The 19,471-nt window shown below is 62.7% G+C and carries 16 protein-coding genes; 11 read left to right on the forward strand and 5 right to left on the reverse strand.

What is annotated here, in order from left to right:
* Nucleotides 1-100: 100 nt before the first annotated feature.
* Complete coding sequence (locus EKO19_RS04910) at nucleotides 101-1,402, reverse strand: spinster family MFS transporter (RefSeq protein WP_217705119.1); 1,302 nt, start codon at nucleotides 1,400-1,402, stop codon at nucleotides 101-103.
* Between the two features lie 139 nt (nucleotides 1,403-1,541).
* Between EKO19_RS04910 and recQ the strand changes: the two genes are divergently transcribed.
* Together recQ and EKO19_RS04920 are read left to right on the forward strand one after the other, a co-directional pair.
* Nucleotides 1,542-3,437 (forward strand): DNA helicase RecQ, encoded by a 1,896-nt coding sequence (recQ, locus tag EKO19_RS04915; protein ID WP_246038829.1) that lies wholly within the window; start codon nucleotides 1,542-1,544, stop codon nucleotides 3,435-3,437.
* Between the two features lie 195 nt (nucleotides 3,438-3,632).
* The gene (locus EKO19_RS04920; RefSeq protein ID WP_129775255.1) at nucleotides 3,633-4,580 is read left to right on the forward strand and encodes a 3-oxoacyl-ACP synthase III family protein; all 948 of its coding nucleotides are present in this window, start codon (nucleotides 3,633-3,635) and stop codon (nucleotides 4,578-4,580) included.
* A gap of 22 nt (nucleotides 4,581-4,602) precedes the next feature.
* Here the strand turns inward: EKO19_RS04920 and EKO19_RS04925 are convergent, their stop codons facing one another.
* Nucleotides 4,603-5,544 carry a universal stress protein gene (locus tag EKO19_RS04925; RefSeq protein WP_129775256.1) on the reverse strand — a complete coding sequence of 314 codons (942 nt, stop codon included), beginning with the start codon at nucleotides 5,542-5,544 and terminating at the stop codon, nucleotides 4,603-4,605.
* Nucleotides 5,545-5,632: 88 nt separating this feature from the next.
* Nucleotides 5,633-7,192, reverse strand: a complete 1,560-nt coding sequence (locus EKO19_RS04930; RefSeq protein ID WP_129775257.1) for a hybrid sensor histidine kinase/response regulator — start codon at nucleotides 7,190-7,192, stop codon at nucleotides 5,633-5,635.
* Nucleotides 7,193-7,412: 220 nt separating this feature from the next.
* On the opposite strand from EKO19_RS04930, the gene EKO19_RS04935 reads away from it, so the two are divergent.
* From EKO19_RS04935 to EKO19_RS04945, 3 genes are read left to right on the forward strand one after another with little or no spacing between them, the layout of a single operon-like run.
* Nucleotides 7,413-8,165 carry a sensor histidine kinase gene (locus EKO19_RS04935; protein WP_175596956.1) on the forward strand — a complete coding sequence of 251 codons (753 nt, stop codon included), beginning with the start codon at nucleotides 7,413-7,415 and terminating at the stop codon, nucleotides 8,163-8,165.
* A gap of 3 nt (nucleotides 8,166-8,168) precedes the next feature.
* Complete coding sequence (locus EKO19_RS04940; protein ID WP_129775259.1) at nucleotides 8,169-8,816, forward strand: response regulator transcription factor; 648 nt, start codon at nucleotides 8,169-8,171, stop codon at nucleotides 8,814-8,816.
* A 31-nt stretch (nucleotides 8,817-8,847) separates the two neighbouring features.
* Nucleotides 8,848-11,232 carry a phosphoketolase family protein gene (locus EKO19_RS04945; protein ID WP_129775260.1) on the forward strand — a complete coding sequence of 795 codons (2,385 nt, stop codon included), beginning with the start codon at nucleotides 8,848-8,850 and terminating at the stop codon, nucleotides 11,230-11,232.
* A gap of 99 nt (nucleotides 11,233-11,331) precedes the next feature.
* On the opposite strand, the gene EKO19_RS04950 is transcribed toward EKO19_RS04945, so the two are convergent.
* Nucleotides 11,332-12,456 carry an NAD(P)/FAD-dependent oxidoreductase gene (locus EKO19_RS04950; protein ID WP_129775261.1) on the reverse strand — a complete coding sequence of 375 codons (1,125 nt, stop codon included), beginning with the start codon at nucleotides 12,454-12,456 and terminating at the stop codon, nucleotides 11,332-11,334.
* Nucleotides 12,453-13,724, reverse strand: coding sequence for an SAM-dependent methyltransferase (locus tag EKO19_RS04955; RefSeq protein ID WP_157995120.1), 1,272 nt, complete (start codon nucleotides 13,722-13,724; stop codon nucleotides 12,453-12,455). Before EKO19_RS04955 ends, EKO19_RS04950 begins: the two co-directional genes overlap by 4 nt.
* 304 nt (nucleotides 13,725-14,028) lie before the next feature.
* On the opposite strand from EKO19_RS04955, the gene EKO19_RS04960 reads away from it, so the two are divergent.
* The 6 genes from EKO19_RS04960 to ccoP all read left to right on the forward strand — a co-directional run bounded on the left by EKO19_RS04960 (nucleotide 14,029) and on the right by ccoP (nucleotide 19,470).
* Nucleotides 14,029-14,628: an OmpW/AlkL family protein gene (locus EKO19_RS04960; protein ID WP_129775263.1), complete on the forward strand. Its 600-nt coding sequence runs from the start codon at nucleotides 14,029-14,031 to the stop codon at nucleotides 14,626-14,628.
* Between the two features lie 22 nt (nucleotides 14,629-14,650).
* Nucleotides 14,651-16,024, forward strand: coding sequence for an oxygen-independent coproporphyrinogen III oxidase (hemN, locus tag EKO19_RS04965; protein WP_129775264.1), 1,374 nt, complete (start codon nucleotides 14,651-14,653; stop codon nucleotides 16,022-16,024).
* Nucleotides 16,025-16,253: 229 nt separating this feature from the next.
* Entirely contained in the window at nucleotides 16,254-17,726 is a 1,473-nt protein-coding gene (gene ccoN / locus EKO19_RS04970; protein WP_129775265.1) for a cytochrome-c oxidase, cbb3-type subunit I, read from the forward strand.
* A 12-nt stretch (nucleotides 17,727-17,738) separates the two neighbouring features.
* A complete protein-coding gene (gene ccoO, locus EKO19_RS04975) occupies nucleotides 17,739-18,374 on the forward strand; it encodes a cytochrome-c oxidase, cbb3-type subunit II (RefSeq protein ID WP_129775266.1) in 636 nt (211 codons plus the stop codon).
* A complete protein-coding gene (locus EKO19_RS04980) occupies nucleotides 18,371-18,544 on the forward strand; it encodes a cbb3-type cytochrome oxidase subunit 3 (protein ID WP_129775267.1) in 174 nt (57 codons plus the stop codon). Before ccoO ends, EKO19_RS04980 begins: the two co-directional genes overlap by 4 nt.
* Nucleotides 18,541-19,470, forward strand: coding sequence for a cytochrome-c oxidase, cbb3-type subunit III (gene ccoP / locus EKO19_RS04985; protein ID WP_129775268.1), 930 nt, complete (start codon nucleotides 18,541-18,543; stop codon nucleotides 19,468-19,470). The genes EKO19_RS04980 and ccoP overlap by 4 nt, the downstream gene beginning before the upstream one ends.
* The last annotated feature ends 1 nt before the right edge of the window (nucleotide 19,471 follow it).

Here is a 19,471-nt window from a genome sequence, read left to right on the forward strand (position 1 = left end):
ATGCGAGCTGACAAAAAGGCGTGACTTTTTGTCGCTCGCCGCCGCCGATGGCGGCGGGGTGCATCCATGTCCCCATTAATCCCCTTTCAAACCCATCTCATCATCTCGTCTGCGTAGTCATTGCGTGCATGTCCGCCGCAATGGTCCGCGATGCGCCGAACAGCGATCCCGAGCACAACAGCATCAGCACCGGGATTACATACATCGCGCTGTGCAGACCCGCCGCGCGGAATTGTGCTTCCATTTCCGTCGCGCCGGCGGTCAGCATCGCTTGATGCGCGAAGTGATCGCTCAGCGCGCCCATGATGGTCGAGCCGAAGCTCGCACCTAATACGTACATCGCAAAGAAGTACAACGACACCGCCGTGCCGCGCAGATTGGGCGCGACCACATCTTGAATCGCGCTATACACGGTCGAGTAATACGCGAACGACAGCGCGCTCGACGTGCCCATCAGAATCGTGAACACGATCACGCCGCCCTTAGGCTGCTGAAGCGCCGTGAACACACACGGCGCCGCGAGCAACAACGCGAACGCCGCGACCAGCGTGCGACCATTCGACCTCGTCACACGCAACCGATCGCCGAGCCAGCCCCCCGCCAACAAACCGATCGCGCCCGTGAGCCCCAACGACACGGCCGAGATGGTGTTCGCATCCTGCAAACCGAGCTCATGGAACCGTTGCAGGAACGGCGTCTGAAACACATTCACCGCGTAGCTGTTGAAGTTGAACAGCAACCCGGACAGCACAATCCACCACATCGTCTTGATCCGCAGCACACTGCGAAAGGGCGAACCCGGCAGCGCCAGCGAAGTACGCTGCTCGATGGCACCGCGCGGTGGCTCTCGAATCAAGAGCGCGAGGCCTGCGAGGATCAAGCCAGGCAAGCACGCCACGAAAAAGGCCGTGCGCCATCCCCAGTGCTCGCCGATGTATCCCGCCAGCATATAAGCCGCGAACAATCCGAACGGCAGACCGAGCATGAAGATCGCCATTGCGCGCGCGCGACGCTCGGGTGGATACAAATCGCCGATCAACGATTGACCCGCCGGCGCGCAGCTCGCCTCGCCGATCCCTACGCCGATGCGCGTGAGCAAAAAGGATGTGTAGTTCCACGCCAATCCTGACGCGGCGGTAAGCACGCTCCAGAACGTCACACCGATTGCGATCAAGCGGGTCCGCAGCCAGTTGTCAGTGAGCCGCCCCAGCGGCACGCCCACGGCCGCATACACGAGCGTAAATACCGTGGCGACCAGGCCGAGCTGCGTATCGTTCAGCCCGAATTCGATCCGGATCGGCTCGCCCAGCGCGCCGGCGATCTGCCGATCGAAAAAATTCATCAGGTTGATGCCGAACAGTACCGTCAGTGCGAAACGCGCATTCCTCTGCTGTTCGGTCACGACGCCCCCGTTTATCGCGAGTTATTGGTATTGGCTCGCGAGCGTACCATCGAGGCCCGCAGCCGGGTGGGCAAAGAATTGTGGAACGGCGGCCTCACATCGTGTGCCAAAGCCGGAACGAGGATGCGATGATGCCGGGGTGACAGCCGCTCCCGTTTCCATGACCCGCAATGCCCCCGCCGACGGCGCCGACCTCGCCGCCGCGCTCAAGAGTCGCTTTGGATTCAGCTCGTTCCGCCCCGGCCAGGAAGCCATCGTGCGCGATGCGCTGGCCGGTCGCGATCTGCTGGCCATCATGCCCACCGGCGGCGGCAAGTCGCTGTGCTTCCAATTGCCCGCGGTTCTGCAGCCTGGCATCACATTGGTGATCTCGCCGTTGATCGCACTGATGCAGGACCAGGTCCGGCTGCTCCAGGACAACGGCATTTCGGCGACGTACATCAACTCCAGCCTCGAATCGAGCGAAGTGAGCGCACGCCTGCGCGGCGCGGCTCAAGGCGAATACAAACTGCTGTATCTCGCGCCCGAGCGTTTGTTACAGCCGGGCTTCTTCGATGGCGTGCTCGCGCGGCTGGACGCGGGCCGCGGCATCACCGCGTTCGTGGTCGACGAGGCCCATTGCGTGTCCGAATGGGGCCACGATTTTCGTCCGGAATATCGACAGCTCGCCGCGCTCCGGCGACGCTACGAGAATGTTCCGTTGTTTGCATTCACCGCTACCGCGACACCGCGCGTCCGTCAGGACATCATCAATCAGCTGGCGCTGCACGATCCGGCGGTTCATGTCGCGAGCTTCAATCGCCCGAATCTGTATTACGGCGTGCGGCCGAAGAACAAGCGCACCTACGACGAGTTGCTGGCGCGAGCGCGCGAAGACAGCGCGGGCATCGTGTATTGCCAGTCGCGCAAGCGCGTCGACGAGCTCGCGTTGCAGTTGCAATCGGACGGCATCGACGCCCTGCCCTATCACGCCGGCCTGGATGCCGAGCAACGCCGTCTCAATCAGGAAGCTTTCATCCGCGACGACGCGCGCGTGATGGTTGCGACCATCGCTTTCGGCATGGGCATCAACAAGCCCGACGTGCGCTGGGTGATTCACTACGACCTGCCGCGCACGCTGGAAAGTTATTATCAGGAATCGGGCCGCGCCGGACGCGACGGCGATCCGGCCGAATGTATTCTGTATTTCAGCGCCGCCGACATTCGTACCGCCGAGTTCCTGATCCAGCAAAAGGTGGATCCCGAGACCGGCGAACCGCTCGAGGACGAGCAACGCCTCGCCCGCCAGCAACTGCGCCAGGTGCTCAACTACGCCGAGTCGACCGAGTGCCGGCGCGGAATCCAGCTTCGATACTTCGGCGAAGTGCTTCCCGATTCGTGCGGAAACTGCGACAACTGCCGCAACCCGCGCCAGCAGCAGGACCGCACGATCGAAGCCCAACAGTTTCTGTCGTGCATCGCGCGGCTCGCGCAGCGGCGCGAACGCTTCGGTGCCGCTTATTTGATCGACATCCTGCGCGGCAGCCAATCTCAGCGCCTGATCGACAATGGACATGCGCAGCTCAGCGTCTACGGCATCGGCAAGCAGCACAGCGTCGACACGTGGCGCGGCGTGGCGCGCGCCCTGCTCCATCAAGGGCTGGTCCAGGAGACGCAGGACGGCTATTCGGTGCTATCGCTCAACGCGGTCAGCTGGGAAGTCCTGCGCGGGGAACGCAAGGTGTATATCGCCGACGCACCAGCGGCGTCACGGCGCAAGTCGGATGCGTCCGGCGGCGCCGACGACCTGCACGTCGCCGATCAGCCGCTGTTCGATAAGTTGCGGGCCCTGCGGAAGAAGCTGGCGGACCAGAGCGGCGTACCGCCCTACGTCATATTCCACGACGCCACCTTGCGTGAGATGGTGCGCCGGGCGCCGGCCACCCTGGCAGAATTTGCCAATATCCCCGGGGTGGGTCAGGCGAAACTGGCACGCTACGGGCAGCTGTTCACGGATGAAATCCGCTCCGCCCGCTCCCGTACTTCCACGACCTAGTTGTCACTCATCCAATGCCCCGGCTTCCTTCACCGGAGCATTTCGACCAGTGGCCAATTTGCCGAGACCTGGGAACTCGGGTAATCGGAGCTTCCGCAGGTATAATCGCGCCGCCCCCGCGAGGCCGCCGGAGGCGCGACCCCCGTTACTATTGCTTACTGAGATTGCTTCGCTTTGACAGTCCAGAGACGACCGATGTTCATTCATGCCTCGGGTGAGTACTTGCCGGAACGGGTCGTTGACAACGACTACTTCGCGCGGCTGACCGGCCGGGCCTCGCCGTGGTTCGAGCAATTGACGGGCATTCGTCAACGCCGCCGCGCGGGTGAAGGCGAGAACGCCAATTCGATGGCGATCGCGGCCGTCAAGCATCTGCTGCGCACGGGCGACGCGACGCTCGACGACGTCGACCTCATCATCGGCGCTTCCTACACCCCGTGGGACACCATCGGCACCATCGCCCACGTGTTACAGCGCGAGTTCTCGCTCGCCAATGCGCGTGCCATGTATTTGTCCACGGCCTGCTCGTCTTTCATCGACGCCATCGACATGGCATCGGCCTACTTCGTCTCCGGCCGCTCGCGCAAGGCGCTGATCGTGGCCTCGGAGCACAACAGCCTCTACTCCTCCGATGGCGACGAGAAATCCGGTCACTTATGGGGCGACGGCGCGGCCGCCCTGATCCTGGGCGACACGCCGGGCAAGCTGCAGCTGGAAGTTCTGGACACACACACCGTCGGCCTCGCCGATCGCGGCAAAGGCCCGTTCGGCATCACCATGGTGCCGAGGGACGGCGGCTTGGTCATGCATCATGGCAAGGATATTTTCGTGCACGCGTGCCGGGAAATGGCCGGCATGGCGCGGCTGCTCCTCGAACGCAACAAGCTCACGGTGGGCGATGTCCGGCTGGTCATTCCACACCAGGCAAACAAACGCATCATCGATAGCGTGGCCAACGACCTTGGCCTGCAGCCGCAACGAGTGGCGCTGACGATTGGCGAGCTGGGCAACACCGGCTGCGCGAGCGTGGCGATCACGTTGCATCGTTACGCCCACAAGCTCGAGCCGGGTGAATACGCGTTGCTGATCGCGTTCGGCGGCGGCTATTCGGCAGCCGGCGCGCTGGTTCGCCGGGTTCCGTAAATCGATCTACGGTCGCGCTCGCTCAGAGCGCGACGTGCTCGCCGAATTTCGGCGGCTTCAAGATCAACGCGTCGCACGGCAACTTCTCGAGCACATCCTCGGCGGTGCTGCCGATGAAAATCCGCTTGAGGCCGCTGCGTGCGATCGCGCCCATCGTCATCACGTCCGCATTGATCCGCGCCGCCGCCAGCGGCAGCACTTGAGCCGGACCGCCCAGCTCGAGATGAATGTTCTTGGGCGCGACGTTGTAATCGCTGACCAGCGCAGTCACCAGCTCGCGACGATTCTTTTCCTCGAGCGCCAGCTCTTCCGGCGTCGCCGCGGCCACCATCGGCGGGTTCACCGCCGTCGCCGCGCCGATGATGGCCATCGGCAAATAAACATGCAGTACGTGCAGCTCGCCGTTCAATCGCTGCGCGACCAACGACGCGTGCTCTACGATCCAGTGATCGAGCATTTCCGGCTTGTCATTGACATGACCGGGATCGACCGCCGCCACGATGCGCGGCACCTCGGCCCATTTGCCACCTTTGGTCAACAGCAGCGGCACGGGGCAGCCGCGAATCAGCTGCCAATCCGTATTGGTCAGAAACGTTCGCTGAGCGAGCGAATGATGATGCGTGTCCTTGACCACCAGATCGGCATTCGTGTGTCGAATGCGATCGATCAATCCGACGTGCAGCGGATCGGCACAAGCGGTTTCAGTCGTGACATCCAGACCGCGGGCACGCAGCGGCGTGGCCAAGGCCTCCAGCTCACTTTTGAAATTGATCGGCAATGGCGCGCCCGGGTTGTCGCGCACGTGTGACGACAATCGCATCTCACGCGCCGCCTTGGTATCGCAGGCGAACAGCTCCAGTCGCGCATTGAACTTCTCCGCGAGCAACGCGGCTTTGTCCACGGCCGGGTGTTCGGTCGCGGTGGGGTCGACGATCGCTAGAATCTGCTTGATGTAATTGGTCACATGCGGGCCCTCGGGATCAGTCTCGAATCGCAGTGTGTCGCCCGGTATCGGGACAACCGCGTAACCGCTCCGGAGAAGCCCGGCGCTTTCAGACAGCGCCGCCGGTCATGCTGCGGCGATCGGTACCAGCGCCGCTGGAGAGCTCATCGATCGCGTCGAGCAATGCCGAGGTGTCGACCGGCTTACTCAGAAACCGACAATTCGGCACCGGCGTGCGCAACGAGCGCAGCACCGACGGCAGATCGCCGCTGAGCACGACACCGGGCACGTCGTAGCCCAGACGCTGGCGCAGGCGGGTCAGCAACTCCAGCCCGGTGTTGCGACCGTCGAGATGGTAGTCCGCGACAATCACATCGCCGCGCTGGAACTTCCCGAACAGCACCTCGGCCTCGGCGGCCGACGGCGCGCTCTCGACATGAAAGCCTTCGAAACGAAGGAACAGCTCGGTCGCCAGGCGCACGCCATCGTTGTCCTCGACGAGCAGGACTCGGGATCGACGCGTCGCGCCGCCGGCGGGTTCCACAGCGGCCGTCGAATCCGCTCCCGCGGCGATTGCGGTCAGATACTGATTTGGGATGCTGATGACCGCCTGCGTGCCCTCGCCGACTCGCGAGCGGATGCTCACATTGAACCCCAACAGTCGCGCGACTTCCTTGACGATCGCCAGGCCGAGCCCCACGCCCATGCGCTTCGCACCTTGCGTGTCGACCTGATAGTACTCATCGAAGATCCGATCCAGCTTGTCGGCCGGAATGCCGATGCCGGTGTCGCTCACAGTAATCGTCAGCGCGGCGGAGCCGGTCACGCAGCTGACCTTGACCTCGCCCTGATCGGTGTATTTCAACGCATTGCCGACCAGGTTCTGCAGCAGCTGATAGAACAGGGTGCGATCGGTCGAGACCACCAGGGACGCCGGCTCGACGCGAAACGCGATGCCCCGCGCCTGCGCCACCGACTCGAACTCGGTGTTGAGCTGATGAAGCGTGTCGGTGAGCGGCACATCGGCGAGCTGCGGCTCGATCGCGCCCGACTCCAGGCGGCTGATGTCGAGCAACGCGTTCAGCATCCGGGTCATGCCTTCGATCGCCCGCTCCTGCTGCTGTAACAGCTCGCGCAGATCGGGTCGCGAGATCTTGAGCATGGCCGCGTTCAGCAAGCGAATGGTTTGAATGGGCTGGCGCAGGTCATGACTGGCGGTCGCCAGGAAGCGACTCTTGGCGCGATTGGCCCGATCCGCCTCTTCGCGCGCGGCAATCAATGCTTCATTGATCTGCTGCCGTTCCGTGTTGTCGCGGATCGCGGCGGCGACGAACAGCCGCTCACCGATTTTGAACGGCGCCAGCCGGATACCGGCTGCGAACTCGCTGCCATCGGCGCGACGGGCATACAAATCCGCGATACGAGCGCCCATCTCGCGATTGCCGGGCTTGCTCAAGTACGCGGTCAGATGACTGACATGCTTGCCGCGCAGGCGCTCGGGGATCAGCGTCTCCAGCGGCTTGTCCAACAACTGTTCGAGCGCATAGCCGAACAGCTCGGTGACCGTCTCGTTGGCGAAACGGATACGGCCGTTGGCATCGACCACGATCAACGCGTCGGGCGAAGAGCGCAACAGGTGCTGAGTGATATCGTTGAGCTGGTCCATCATGTCTGGCTCTTCACAGACTGAAAATTATGCCGCTTTTCACGCCCGTAGGACATCGATGCCAACCACGACGCCCAAGCTCTAAGGGACGGGCGTAGTCGCTTCCGTGGAAGTCGCGGGTGTGCCGGGCAGGGGTTGCGGGCAGTCTGCGACCCATATGAAACTCCCGGAATCATGGCAATCCCGCCCCGTCTCCGTTCCGCCCCCGCCCGGCGAGGCAGTCATGGCCGCTGACGGCGACCCGTCCGGCGGGCCGGCGACGTCCCGGCTGCTGGAGCAATTGATGCAGATTGCCCGCACCTCGGCGCTGGAAGAAATGGCCAGCGGCTTCGCGCACGAGCTGAATCAGCCCATCGGCGCCATTGCCACGTTCGCGCAGGCTGCCGAGCGCATGCTGTCGCGGCCCGAGCCGATGACGGCGCAGGCGCTGGATGTCCTGCGTCACATCAGTAACGAAGCGCTCAATGCCGGTCAGGGCATCCGTCGCATCCGTAAGTTGTTCAATGATCACGCCGTGGCCCGCGTCAATTGCGCCATGTCCGACGTGATCGCCGAGCTGATGCCGGTGCTGGAGCTGCTCGCCAGCCGGGCGGGCGTGCGTCTGGAAATCGTCATCGACCCGTCGCTGCCCGCGGTCTCGGTCGACCGCCTGCGCATTCAGCACGTGCTCTACACACTGGTACAGAACTCGCTCGAAGCGCGCCGTCCCGCTCAACAGCCGGCCCGCGTGCGCATCGAAGTCACCGGCGACCGCTACGCCGTGACGACGGCCGTCATCGACAACGGCGTGGGCCTGACGACCGAGGCTCGCGCGCAATTGTTTCGACCGTTTTTCACCACCAAGGATCAGGGTACGGGCTTGGGCCTGGCGTCGAGCCGCGCTATCGTTGAAGCACACGAAGGCGCGATCGGCTGCGACGATGTCGAGGGCGGTGGCGCTAAATTCTGGTTCCGGATACCAGTGTCGATCTCCTAGCGTATGACCGCCAACAAAACGCCCGTTCGCAAAAAGCCCACGGTTTACATCGTCGACGACGACGACGGCATGCGTCGCGCCTTGAGCGTGCTCATGTCGACGGTGGGTTACAACGCCGTCAGCTTCGAGCGGCCCGCGGAATTCCTGCAGAAGCTGGATCCGAATCAGCCGGGCTGTCTGGTGCTCGACGTGCGCATGCCGGAAATGAGCGGGCTGGAGGTCCAGCAGCAGCTCAACCGCAGCGGCTCGATGCTGCCGGTGATCCTCATGACCGGGCACGGCGACATTCCGATGGCCGTGCAGGCCATGAAAGATGGCGCATTCGATTTTCTACAGAAGCCGTTCCGTGACCAGGACCTGCTCGATCGCATCAACGGCGCACTGAAACAGGACGCCGAGAATCGCGAGACCGTCGAGCGTCACGCCGACCTCAAACGCCGCAGCGAATCGCTCACCCCGCGCGAGCGCGAAGTGATGGCGCTGGTCGTCGATGGCCGCGCCAACAAAGTGATCGCCATCGACCTCGGCCTGAGCGAGCGCACCGTCGAAATTCACCGCGCCAATGTCATGGAAAAAATGCAGGCGCGCTCGGTGGCGCATCTGGTGAAGATGCACCTCACCCTGAATGGTGAAACTCTGGGCAATGGCTGACGATCAGCTATGCTGTGCTCGAGGAGTCACCATGTCAGTTGCCACGCGCGAAGATCCCACGCTCAGTCCTGAATATCTGACACGGCTGGACGCCTACTGGCGGGCCGCGAACTATCTCGCGGTCGGTCAGATCTATCTGATGGACAACCCGCTGCTCGAGCAGCCACTGCAGTTGTCGGACGTCAAGCCGCGCCTGCTGGGCCACTGGGGCACGACCCCGGGGCTCAACTTCATCTACGCGCATCTGAACCGTGTCATACGCAAGTATGACCTGGACATGCTGTATGTGGCGGGCCCGGGCCACGGCGGGCCGGCGCTGGTCGCGAATGTCTATCTCGAAGGCACGTACAGCGAGTACTACCCGAATATTTCCGAAGACAAGGACGGGATGCGCAAGCTGTTCAAACAGTTTTCGTTTCCCGGCGGCATTCCCAGTCATGTCGCGCCGGAAACCCCGGGCTCGATCCACGAAGGCGGCGAGCTCGGCTACGCGCTGTCGCATGCCACCGGCGCGGTACTCGACAATCCCGATCTCATCGTGACCTGCGTGGTCGGCGACGGCGAGGCCGAGACCGGCCCGCTCGCCACCAGCTGGCACTCGAACAAGTTTGTGAATCCCGTGCGCGATGGCGCGGTGCTGCCCATTCTGCATTTGAATGGTTACAAGATCGCCAGCCCGACGGTGCTCTCCCGCATCCCGCACGAAGAGCTGCTGCAGCTGATGAGCGGTTACGGCTACGAGCCGTTCGTGCTCGAACAAGCCGACACGCCGGCGGCAACCCACCTCGCCATGGCGAAGACCCTGGACCGCATGATCGAGCGCATTCGCGAGATTCAGGCGGACGCGCGCCAGAACGGTTTCCGTCAGCGTCCGCGCTGGCCGATGCTCATCATGCGCACGCCGAAAGGCTGGACCGGTCCCGAAGCAGTGGACGGCGTGCCAGTGGAGAACAGCTGGCGCTCGCATCAAGTGCCGCTCGCGCAGCTGGCGGAAAAGCCCGATCACTTGAAGCTGCTCGAACAATGGCTGCGCAGTTACAAGCCCGAAGAGTTGTTTACCGCAGAAGGCAAGTTACAGCCGCAACTGCGTGAGCTCGCGCCGGTCGGCAAGCGCCGCATGGGCGACAACCCGCACACGAACGGCGGTCTGTTGCTTCGCGAGCTGCGTCTGCCCGATTTCCGCGAGTACGCCGTCGAACTGCCCTCGCCAGGCGCGCGCACCGCTGAAGCCACGCGCGTCCAGGGCACGTTCCTACGCGACGTGATGAAGATGAATATGGATTCGAAGAACTTCCGGCTGTTCTCGCCGGACGAGTTCACGTCGAATCGCTGGGGCGATGTGCTGCAAGTCACCTCGCGCATGCTGGCCGCGGAGATTCTGCCCACGGACACCAGTGTCGCGATGGATGGCCGCGTCATGGAGATGCTCAGCGAGCATCAATGCCAGGGCTGGCTGGAGGGGTATCTGTTGACGGGCCGGCACGGCTTCTTCAGTTGCTACGAAGCGTTCGTGCACATCGTCGATTCGATGTTCAATCAGCACGCCAAGTGGCTCAAGACCTGTAACGACATTGCCTGGCGCCGCCCCATTGCTTCGTTGAATTATTTGTTGACATCGCATGTCTGGCGCCAGGACCACAACGGCTTCAGCCATCAGGACCCGGGCTTCATCGATCATGTGGTGAACAAGAAGCCCGAGGTGGTGCGCGTGTACCTGCCGCCCGACGCCAACACCCTGTTGAGCGTGACGGACCATTGTCTGCGCAGTCGCAACTACGTAAACGTCGTCGTGTGCGGCAAGCAGCCGCAGTATCAATGGCTGTCGATGGACGCGGCCATCAAACATTGCAGCGCCGGTGCCGGCATCTGGGATTGGGCCAGCAACGATCAGGACAGCTCGCCCGATATCGTGATGGCCTGCGCCGGCGATGTGCCGACGCTGGAAACATTGGCCGCGGTGTCGCTGCTGCGTGAGTGGGTGCCGTCGCTGAAGATTCGTTTCGTGAACGTCGTCGACATCATGACGCTCCAGCCGGAGCGCGAGCATCCGCACGGCATGAGCGACAAGGAGTTCGACGCCATGTTCACGACGGACAAGCCCATCCTGTTCGCCTTCCACGGCTATCCCTGGCTGATCCACCGCCTCACCTATCGCCGCAAGGGCCACGACAACCTGCACGTGCGCGGCTACAAGGAAGAAGGCACGACGACCACGCCGTTCGATATGACGGTGCTGAACGACCTCGACCGCTTCCATCTCGCCGAAGCCGCCATCGACCTGGTCCCGAGCCTGGGCGCTCAAGCCGGCCACTTACGCCAGCGACTGCGCGACAAGCTGATCGAGCATCGCGAATACATCTGCCGGCACGGAGAGGATATGCCGGAGGTTCGGAACTGGCAGTGGAAGGTGAAGTGAGAGCCCGCGCGGCATAGACCACGTACACGACTTGATGATCCTGCGCAGCGGTCCGGCACCTGCCCCGACCGCCGCATCGGGCCTTCGGCCCGGCAGCGCCTATCGGTTCAGGGCCGGCAGCTGCGCGTGCAGGAACCAGCGGTCGAGCACGACATTGCGTGCAAACCACTGCGTTTGCATCAGCGCGCGAGCCAGGCCGAGGCGCAATTTCGAGGGCAGCATCGCCAGCGCGGGCGCTTCGCCCCGCTCGCCGAAGCGGGCACGAAGGGCGGCTTCGTAAGGTGACAGCCGCTCGCGACGATAGTCGCGATCAGCGGCGACCGCGTTAGCGGCCGCCATCAATCCCGACTCGATCGCCGGCCGAATGCCCTCGCCGCTCTGGGTATACGCAAGGCCGGCGGCATCGCCAATGATCATCACGCCATCGTCCATCACAGGCCGATTGCCGTGCGCGTATAACAAATAGGCGTGCCCTTTGAACTTGCCCGGCAAGTCCGCCGGAATGCGCCCCTGCTCAGCCAGCGAGCGAGCAAACGTCTGCACGTGCTCAGCGAGCCGATGATTGCCTTCGCGACCCAAGCCGACGTTCAGATAGTTGCCCTTCCGGAAACACCAGCCATACCCCTTCAGGTCATCGCAGAAATACAGCTCCGGCCGCTCGCCAGTCACCGCACATCGAGCCGCCTGCGAGTCATTCAATTCGAACTCGATCTCTTGTGCACTGATGGCCCGCTCTTCCTTGCCCAGGTGCGCGCCAAGAAAGCGCGCCACCGGACAAAAATGACCGCCAGCTCCGATCACCAACGAAGCGGCAATCTCACCGTTCACGAGCCAGCGATCGCCCTGCCGCTCCATCGACTTCCACGCCTCGCCCATGCGCAAGCGCGCACCACTACGCTCCAACAAATAATGATCGAACTCACAACGCCGGATGCCGTAGCTGACGATCTTGCCGTAGCTCACGGACGCATTGGCTTGCTCGCCCATCCCAGTGATGAATGAATCGATGGGCTGCAAAACACGCCCCTGCCGATAGTCGTCGACATCGAGGTCCAGCTCCTGCACGACCTGCGGCGTAATCCACCCCGCGCACACCTTGTCCCGCGGGAATGTGCTCTTGTCCATGATGAGCACATCGAGCCCGGCCTTCCTCAGCGCCCGTGCGCACGTGGATCCGGCCGGGCCGCCGCCGACGATCAGCACATCACAAGTATCCGCACTCATGGGTGATACAGGTGCTCGCGCGTCATGGGAATCTTGTTGTTGGTGCCGGCCGAGAACACCACCTGAAACAGCTGCATCTCACCGGTGATGAACGCGGCACGCGAACCGGCCAGATACAGGCGCCACATTCTCACGAAGTTCTCGTCGAACATCCTGGCCACTTTATCGCGCGACTCTTCATACAACCGCCACCACCAATCCAACGTCCTGGCGTAATGCAGGCGAATGTTCTCCACATCCAGCACCGAGAAACCGGAGTCCTCGAAGATATCCATCATCTGTTTCAGCGACGGCGGATTGGCGCCCGGGAAGATGCGCCGGTCGATCCAGCGATGCATGGGCTTCCAGCGATTGCGACCGATGGTATGAATCAGCCCCAGCCCTTCGGTCTTCAGACAGCCGCGAATGACCTCGCCCAGCCCGGGGTAGTTCTCGACGCCGACGTGCTCCAGCATGCCGACCGAGACGAATGCGTCGTACGCGCCACGAATGTTTCTATAGTCGTCTTCGACGAACTCGACATGGCTCTCCAGTCCCTGAGCCTTGGCCCGTTCGCGCGCAAATGCGATCTGCTCGCGCGAGATATTGAACGCCCGGACTTTCACGCCGTGGTGACGCGCCATATACAACGCGAGCCCGCCCCAGCCACAACCGGCTTCGACGACCGTCATCCCCGGGCGCAGCTGTAACTTGCGGCACACATGCTCCATCTTGGCGTTCTGCGCTTCATCCAGCGTCGCGTCGGGCGTCGGGAAGTACGCGCAGGTGTACGCCATGGTCGAGCCCAGCCACAGGGAATAGAACTCGTTACCGATGTCGTAGTGATGATGAATATTCTCGCGCGAGCCATGCAACGTATTGGACGGCCGGCGGTGCAACCATTGCCCGACGCGTCGCAGGGCCGAGATGGAATTGCGGCCCGGATGAGCCCCGCCTTGATACAACACTTCGATGAGCCGGCCGAGATCGCCTTCGATCGGCAACTGGCCGGAGCTGTACAGCTCGCCGAACTGCAGATCGGGATCCCTGCACAGACGCACCAACGTGGATCGATTCGGAACATGCAGCGTCGCCACCGGCTCGTCGGCGCCCACGCGCTCGCCATTCCAAAGTGCAATCTGAACCGGCGGATCGCCGAATGCATGTAGCAGTGCACGTAGCATGCGGCCTTCGAGGGAGAGCGCTTGCGCCGGCGGGGTGGGTTGAGCGGAGGAATCATGCCGCGCGGGACCGGGTGGCGCACTGTCCGCCACGCGATACGCAGTCATAGGCCGCTCTCGAGAGGTCTGCATTGTTGTCTCCGCCCCCGCTGGCAGTCGCCGACCTTTATATTGGGATTTTTTCTATTCGATGCAAGCGTCCGGGCGCATTTGACGAATCGCTGCCCGGTTGTCGAAAGAATTGCTGCGAACTGCCGGCAAGGATTACACCCTGCCAGCATCCCCGGACTACCCCGCAGACCTTGCGTGGACCTCCGGAGCGCGCACGCCCGGCCCGCCTCTTATAAATACCGCCAGACAAAACGAATGAATCGGCCGAAGGTTCGGCCTGAATGACGACAAGGTGTGTGCCATGAGACTCGCTGCTGCAATTCTTTCCGCATTGACCCTGACCACCGCGCTCCCCACCCAGGCCCAGGAGGCCGGCGATTGGATCTGGCGCGTGGGTGTCCACAACGTGCGTCCCAAATCGGACAATCACGATCTGGTCAACGTCGACGCCGCTGCCCAGCTGACCTTCAATGCAACCTATATGCTCGCGCCCAACTGGGGTGTCGAGGTGCTCGCGGCCCTGCCGTTCGAGTCCGACATCAATCTGAACGGCGGTTCCCGGGTGGCCAAGACCAAGTACCTGCCGCCCACCGTCAGCCTGCAATATCACCTCAATCCCAACGGCGCGTGGCGTCCCTATGTGGGCACGGGCCTGAACTACACCCTGTTCTTCGACGAGAAGACCCGGGGCGCGCTGAACGGCGTCAAGCTGGAGCTGGATCCTTCCTGGGGTCTCGCGGCCCAGGTCGGCCTGGATGTGGATATCGGCTCGAACTGGTTCGTGAATGCCGACGCGCGCTGGTTCGACATCGACACCGACGCCAAGGCGAACGGCGCCAGCCTCGGCACCGTCGAGGTCGACCCATTGGCTTTCGGCCTGTCCATCGGCCGTCGCTTCTGACGCGCACAGCGTAGGTCCGCGAATGAAACTGGACGCTGCACTGATTCGTCGTTATGACAGCCACGGACCGCGTTACACGTCCTATCCGACGGCGGTTCAGTTTCATTCCGGGTTCGATGAGCAGAGTTACCGGCGCGTCGCGTTCCTGAGTAACGCCGGCGCGCCGCGGCCGCTGTCGATCTACGTGCACGTGCCGTTTTGTGCCAAGCCTTGTTTCTACTGTGGCTGTAACAAAATCGTCACCCGCAATCCGGCGCATGCTGAACAGTACCTGCAACGGTTGCGTCGTGAGATCGAACTGCAAGGCGCGTTGTTCGAGCGGCGGCGGAATGTGCGTCAGATGCACTTCGGCGGCGGTACGCCCACCTATCTGACGATGGCTCAGCTCGGCGGCGTGTTCGATCATCTGGGCAACCATTTCAGCATCGATCGCTCCGAGCGCCGCGAATTCTCCATCGAGATCGATCCCCGCACGCTCGACGCGAACACCCTGCCCGCGCTCGCAGGCTTGGGATTCAACCGGCTCAGTCTCGGCGTTCAGGACTTCGATCCCCGAGTGCAACAAGCGGTCAATCGCGAGCAAAGTCCTGAGCAAATTGCCGAATGCATGGCTCAGGCCCGCGCGCTGAACTACCGTTCGGTGAGCTTCGATCTCATTTACGGCCTGCCCCTGCAAACGGTCCAGAGCTTCGGCCAGACGCTCGATACGGTGATCGGGATGCGCCCGGATCGCATCGCCGCTTACGGCTACGCTCACATGCCTCGCCTGTTCAAGGCGCAGCGGGCGATCCATGCCGGGCAGCTGCCCGACTCGGAAACGCGCATGCAGTTGCTCGAGCTCACCGTCGAGCGGCTGACGGACGCAGGCTACGTCTACATCGGCATGGATCACTTCGCCCTGCCCGACGACGACCTGGCGCGCGCCATGCGCGACGGCAGCCTGCATCGTAACTTCCAGGGATATTCGACTCATGGCGATTGCGATCTGATCGGACTGGGCGTCAGCTCGATCGGCGCGGTCGGCAACTCTTATTCGCAGAATCGCAAGGATCTGTCCGGCTACTACGCCGCGCTCGATCAGGGCCGGCTGCCGGTGGATCGAGGCATCGCGCTGAGCGTCGACGATGTATTGCGCCGTGAAATCATTCAGCGACTCATGTGCAAGGGAGAGCTGCCCCTGCGTGAGATCGAAGCGCGCTACGCGCTCGATTTCAGCAGCTATTTTGCCGGCGAGCGGGTCGCGCTGAGTGCACTGGCCGAAGACGGGCTGATTACCAGCGATGCCGATACCATCAATGTGACCGAACGCGGCCGCGCGCTCCTGCGCACCATCGCCATGGTCTTCGACGCGTATCTGCCGCGCGCCGCGAGCACGCACTTCTCCAAGGTCATCTGATCGCCCGATCAGGCAATCCCTTAGCTACGCGCTTCGCAGGACGCGAAGGGCATGATCGCGTTCGACGTTGCCCGGGCGTCGAAATGAGAACCAGTCGGAATTCGCAGCCTTTATCAGGCATCCCACTCAGGGCTGGTGCGCAGTCTCTCTCGGGCTCTCCGTAATTAGAAAAAAAGTGCTGCAAGGTACCTTTGTTACGCCGACACAAACACCGTAACGAGGCTCCTTAATGTCCGCGAATGTTTTGCCCGCCAGCGCCGCGATACCCGTCGCGGACACCGAGGCGCGCGCCACTTACAACGACAAGGTCGTTCGCCAGTTCGCGATCATGACCGTCGTTTGGGGCATCGTCGGCATGGCAGTGGGCGCGTTCATCGCCGCTCAGCTGCTGTGGCCGGCGTTGAACTTCGACATTCCCTGGCTCACCTACAGCCGCCTGCGTCCGTTGCATACGAACGCCGTGATCTTCGCGTTCGGTGGCAGCGCGCTGTTCGCCACCTCGTACTACATCGTGCAGCGGACCTGCCATGCGCGACTGTTCTGCGACCGGCTCGCGTCGTTCACGTTCTGGGGCTGGCAAGCGGTGATCGTCGCCGCGGCCATCACGCTGCCGCTGGGCATCACTCAGAGCAAGGAATACGCCGAGCTGGAATGGCCCATCGATCTGCTGATCGCGATCGTGTGGGTGTCGTACGGCGTGGTGTTCTTCGGCACCATCGTCAAACGCAAGGTGAAACACATCTACGTCGCGAACTGGTTCTTCGCCGCGTACATCATCACCATCGCGGTCCTGCACATCGTCAACAACATCGCGATCCCGGTCTCCCCCACCAAGTCGTACATCGTTTATTCCGGCGTCGTCGACGCGATGGTGCAGTGGTGGTACGGCCACAACGCGGTGGGCTTCTTCCTCACCGCCGGCTTCCTCGGAATGATGTACTACGTCGTGCCCAAGCAGGTCGGCAAGCCGATTTATTCCTATCGGCTGTCCATCGTGCACTTCTGGGCGCTGATCTCCATCTACATGTGGGCCGGCCCGCATCACCTGCACTACACCTCGCTGCCCGACTGGGCGCAGTCGCTGGGCATGGTGTTCTCGCTGATCCTGCTGGCGCCGTCGTGGGGCGGCATGATCAACGGTCTGATGACCATGTCGGGCGCGTGGCATCGCCTGCGTACCGATCCCATCATGAAGTTCCTGGTGGTGTCGCTGTCGTTCTACGGCATGTCCACCTTCGAAGGCCCGATGATGTCCATCAAGACCGTGAACGCGCTGTCGCACTACACCGATTGGACCATCGGTCACGTGCACTCCGGCGCGCTCGGCTGGGTCGCCTTCATCAGCATCGCGGCGATGTATCAAATGATTCCGCGACTGTTCGGCAAGCAGCAGATGTGGAGCTCCAAGCTCATGGACGCGCACTTCTGGATCGCCACCATCGGCATCGTGCTGTACGTCACATCGATGTGGATCGCCGGCGTGATGCAGGGCTTGATGTGGCGCGCGGTGAACGCCGACGGCACGTTGACCTACACGTTCGTCGAAGCGCTCAAGGCGACCTATCCGTACTACGCCGTCCGGTTGCTCGGTGGCCTGATGTTCCTGAGCGGCATGTTCCTCATGGCCTACAACGTGTGGCGCACCGTGCGCGACACGCAGCCGGTCGACGCGCCTGTGCTCGCTCCCGCTACCAGTCATTGATCGCTCGCAATCATGAAACACGAAACCGTTGAAAAGAAGATTGCCTTGATGGGCGGGCTGATCGCGCTGGTGATCAGCGTCGGCGGCCTGGTGGAGATCGCGCCGCTCTACATGCAGAGCTCGGTGATCGAGCCCTCGCCCGGCATCAAGCCCTACTCCGCGCTCGCGCTCGAAGGTCGCGACGTGTACGTGCGCGAGGGTTGTTACAACTGCCACTCGCAGATGGTGCGGCCGTTGCCGGCGGAAACCGAGCGCTACGGTCACTACTCGATCGCCGGTGAAGCGGTGTACGACCATCCGTTCCAGTTCGGCTCCAAGCGCACGGGCCCGGATCTCGCGCGCGTCGGCGGTCGCTACACGGATGAATGGCATCGCATCCATCTGACCAATCCGCGCGACGTGGTGCCCGAATCGAACATGCCCGGCTTCCCCTGGCTCGCCGAGCGCACGATCGATCCGGCCGGCACCCAATCGAAGATGCAGGCGCTGCAGAAGATTGGCGTGCCCTATACGGCCCAGGAAATCGCGGATGCGCCGGAAGCCGTGCGTAACCGCACCGAGATGGAAGCGCTGATCGCCTACATGCAAGGCCTGAAGTTTTATGGCGAGCCCAAGGCCGCCGCTGGATCCGCGAAGGGGCAGAAATGAACATTGAACTGAACATGGGCCTGGTGCGCGGGCTGCTGACGCTGATTTTGTTTCTTGCCTTCATGACCCTGTGGGCCTGGGCCTGGAACAAGAACCGCCAGCCTGATTTCGACCGTATGGCGAATCTGCCCCTGGAAGATCAAGACTCGAACCCGGAACAGCCGCGATGATCAGCCAACCCGCCAGTCTTTTTATCGTCGTCTTCACCGCGATCAACATCGTCGCCTGTCTGTGGCTGATGTGGTGGACCGCACGCACGCGCGTCGCCCCGAGCTCGCATGAGCAGTCCGCCGAGAGTGCCGGCAAGACCGGCCACGTGTGGGACGGCGACCTGGAAGAACTGAACAATCCGCTGCCGCGCTGGTGGCTGGGCCTGTTCATCATCACCATCGTCTTCGGTGCCGGCTATCTCACTTTCTATCCCGGCATGGGCAACTTTGCCGGCACCTCGAAGTGGAGCTCGGTCGGTGCTTATGAAGAGCAGGTCGCGCGTCAGCGCGCGGTGTTTGAAGAGAAGCTCGCCACGTTGAAAGACAGCTCGCTGAAGGAACTGGCCAACAACGGCAGCGCCATGGCGACCGCGAAGAACTTGTTTGGCGCCAACTGCGCCGGCTGCCACGGCTCGGATGCTCGCGGTGCCAAGGGCTTCCCCAACCTCACCGACAAGGACTGGTTGTGGGGCGGCGACGAGCAGCGCGTGCTGGAGACCATCGAGCAGGGTCGTCACGGAATAATGCCGGCCCTCGGCAGCGCGCTCGGCGAGCAAGGCGTAAAAGAAGTTGCCTCGTATGTCGTGAGCTTGAGCGGCGGCAATGCGCCGGCCGACTGGGTCGCCGCCGGCCAGCAGCGTTTCGCGATGCTGTGCGTCGGTTGCCACGGCGTGGACGCCAAAGGCAATGCGATGCTCGGCGCACCGAATCTCACCGACAACGTCTGGCTGCACGGCGGTGACTTCGACACCGTGCGCGCCACCATCACCAACGGTCGCGACAATCAGATGCCCGCTCACAAGGAACTGCTCGGCGACACCAAGGTGAAATTGCTCGCCGCTTACGTGCTCAGCCTCAGCGAGCCCGAAATGCATGTCGCGAACTGAG

It is taken from the genome of Peristeroidobacter soli, assembly GCF_004138485.1.
Classification (GTDB): domain Bacteria; phylum Pseudomonadota; class Gammaproteobacteria; order Steroidobacterales; family Steroidobacteraceae; genus Steroidobacter; species Steroidobacter soli.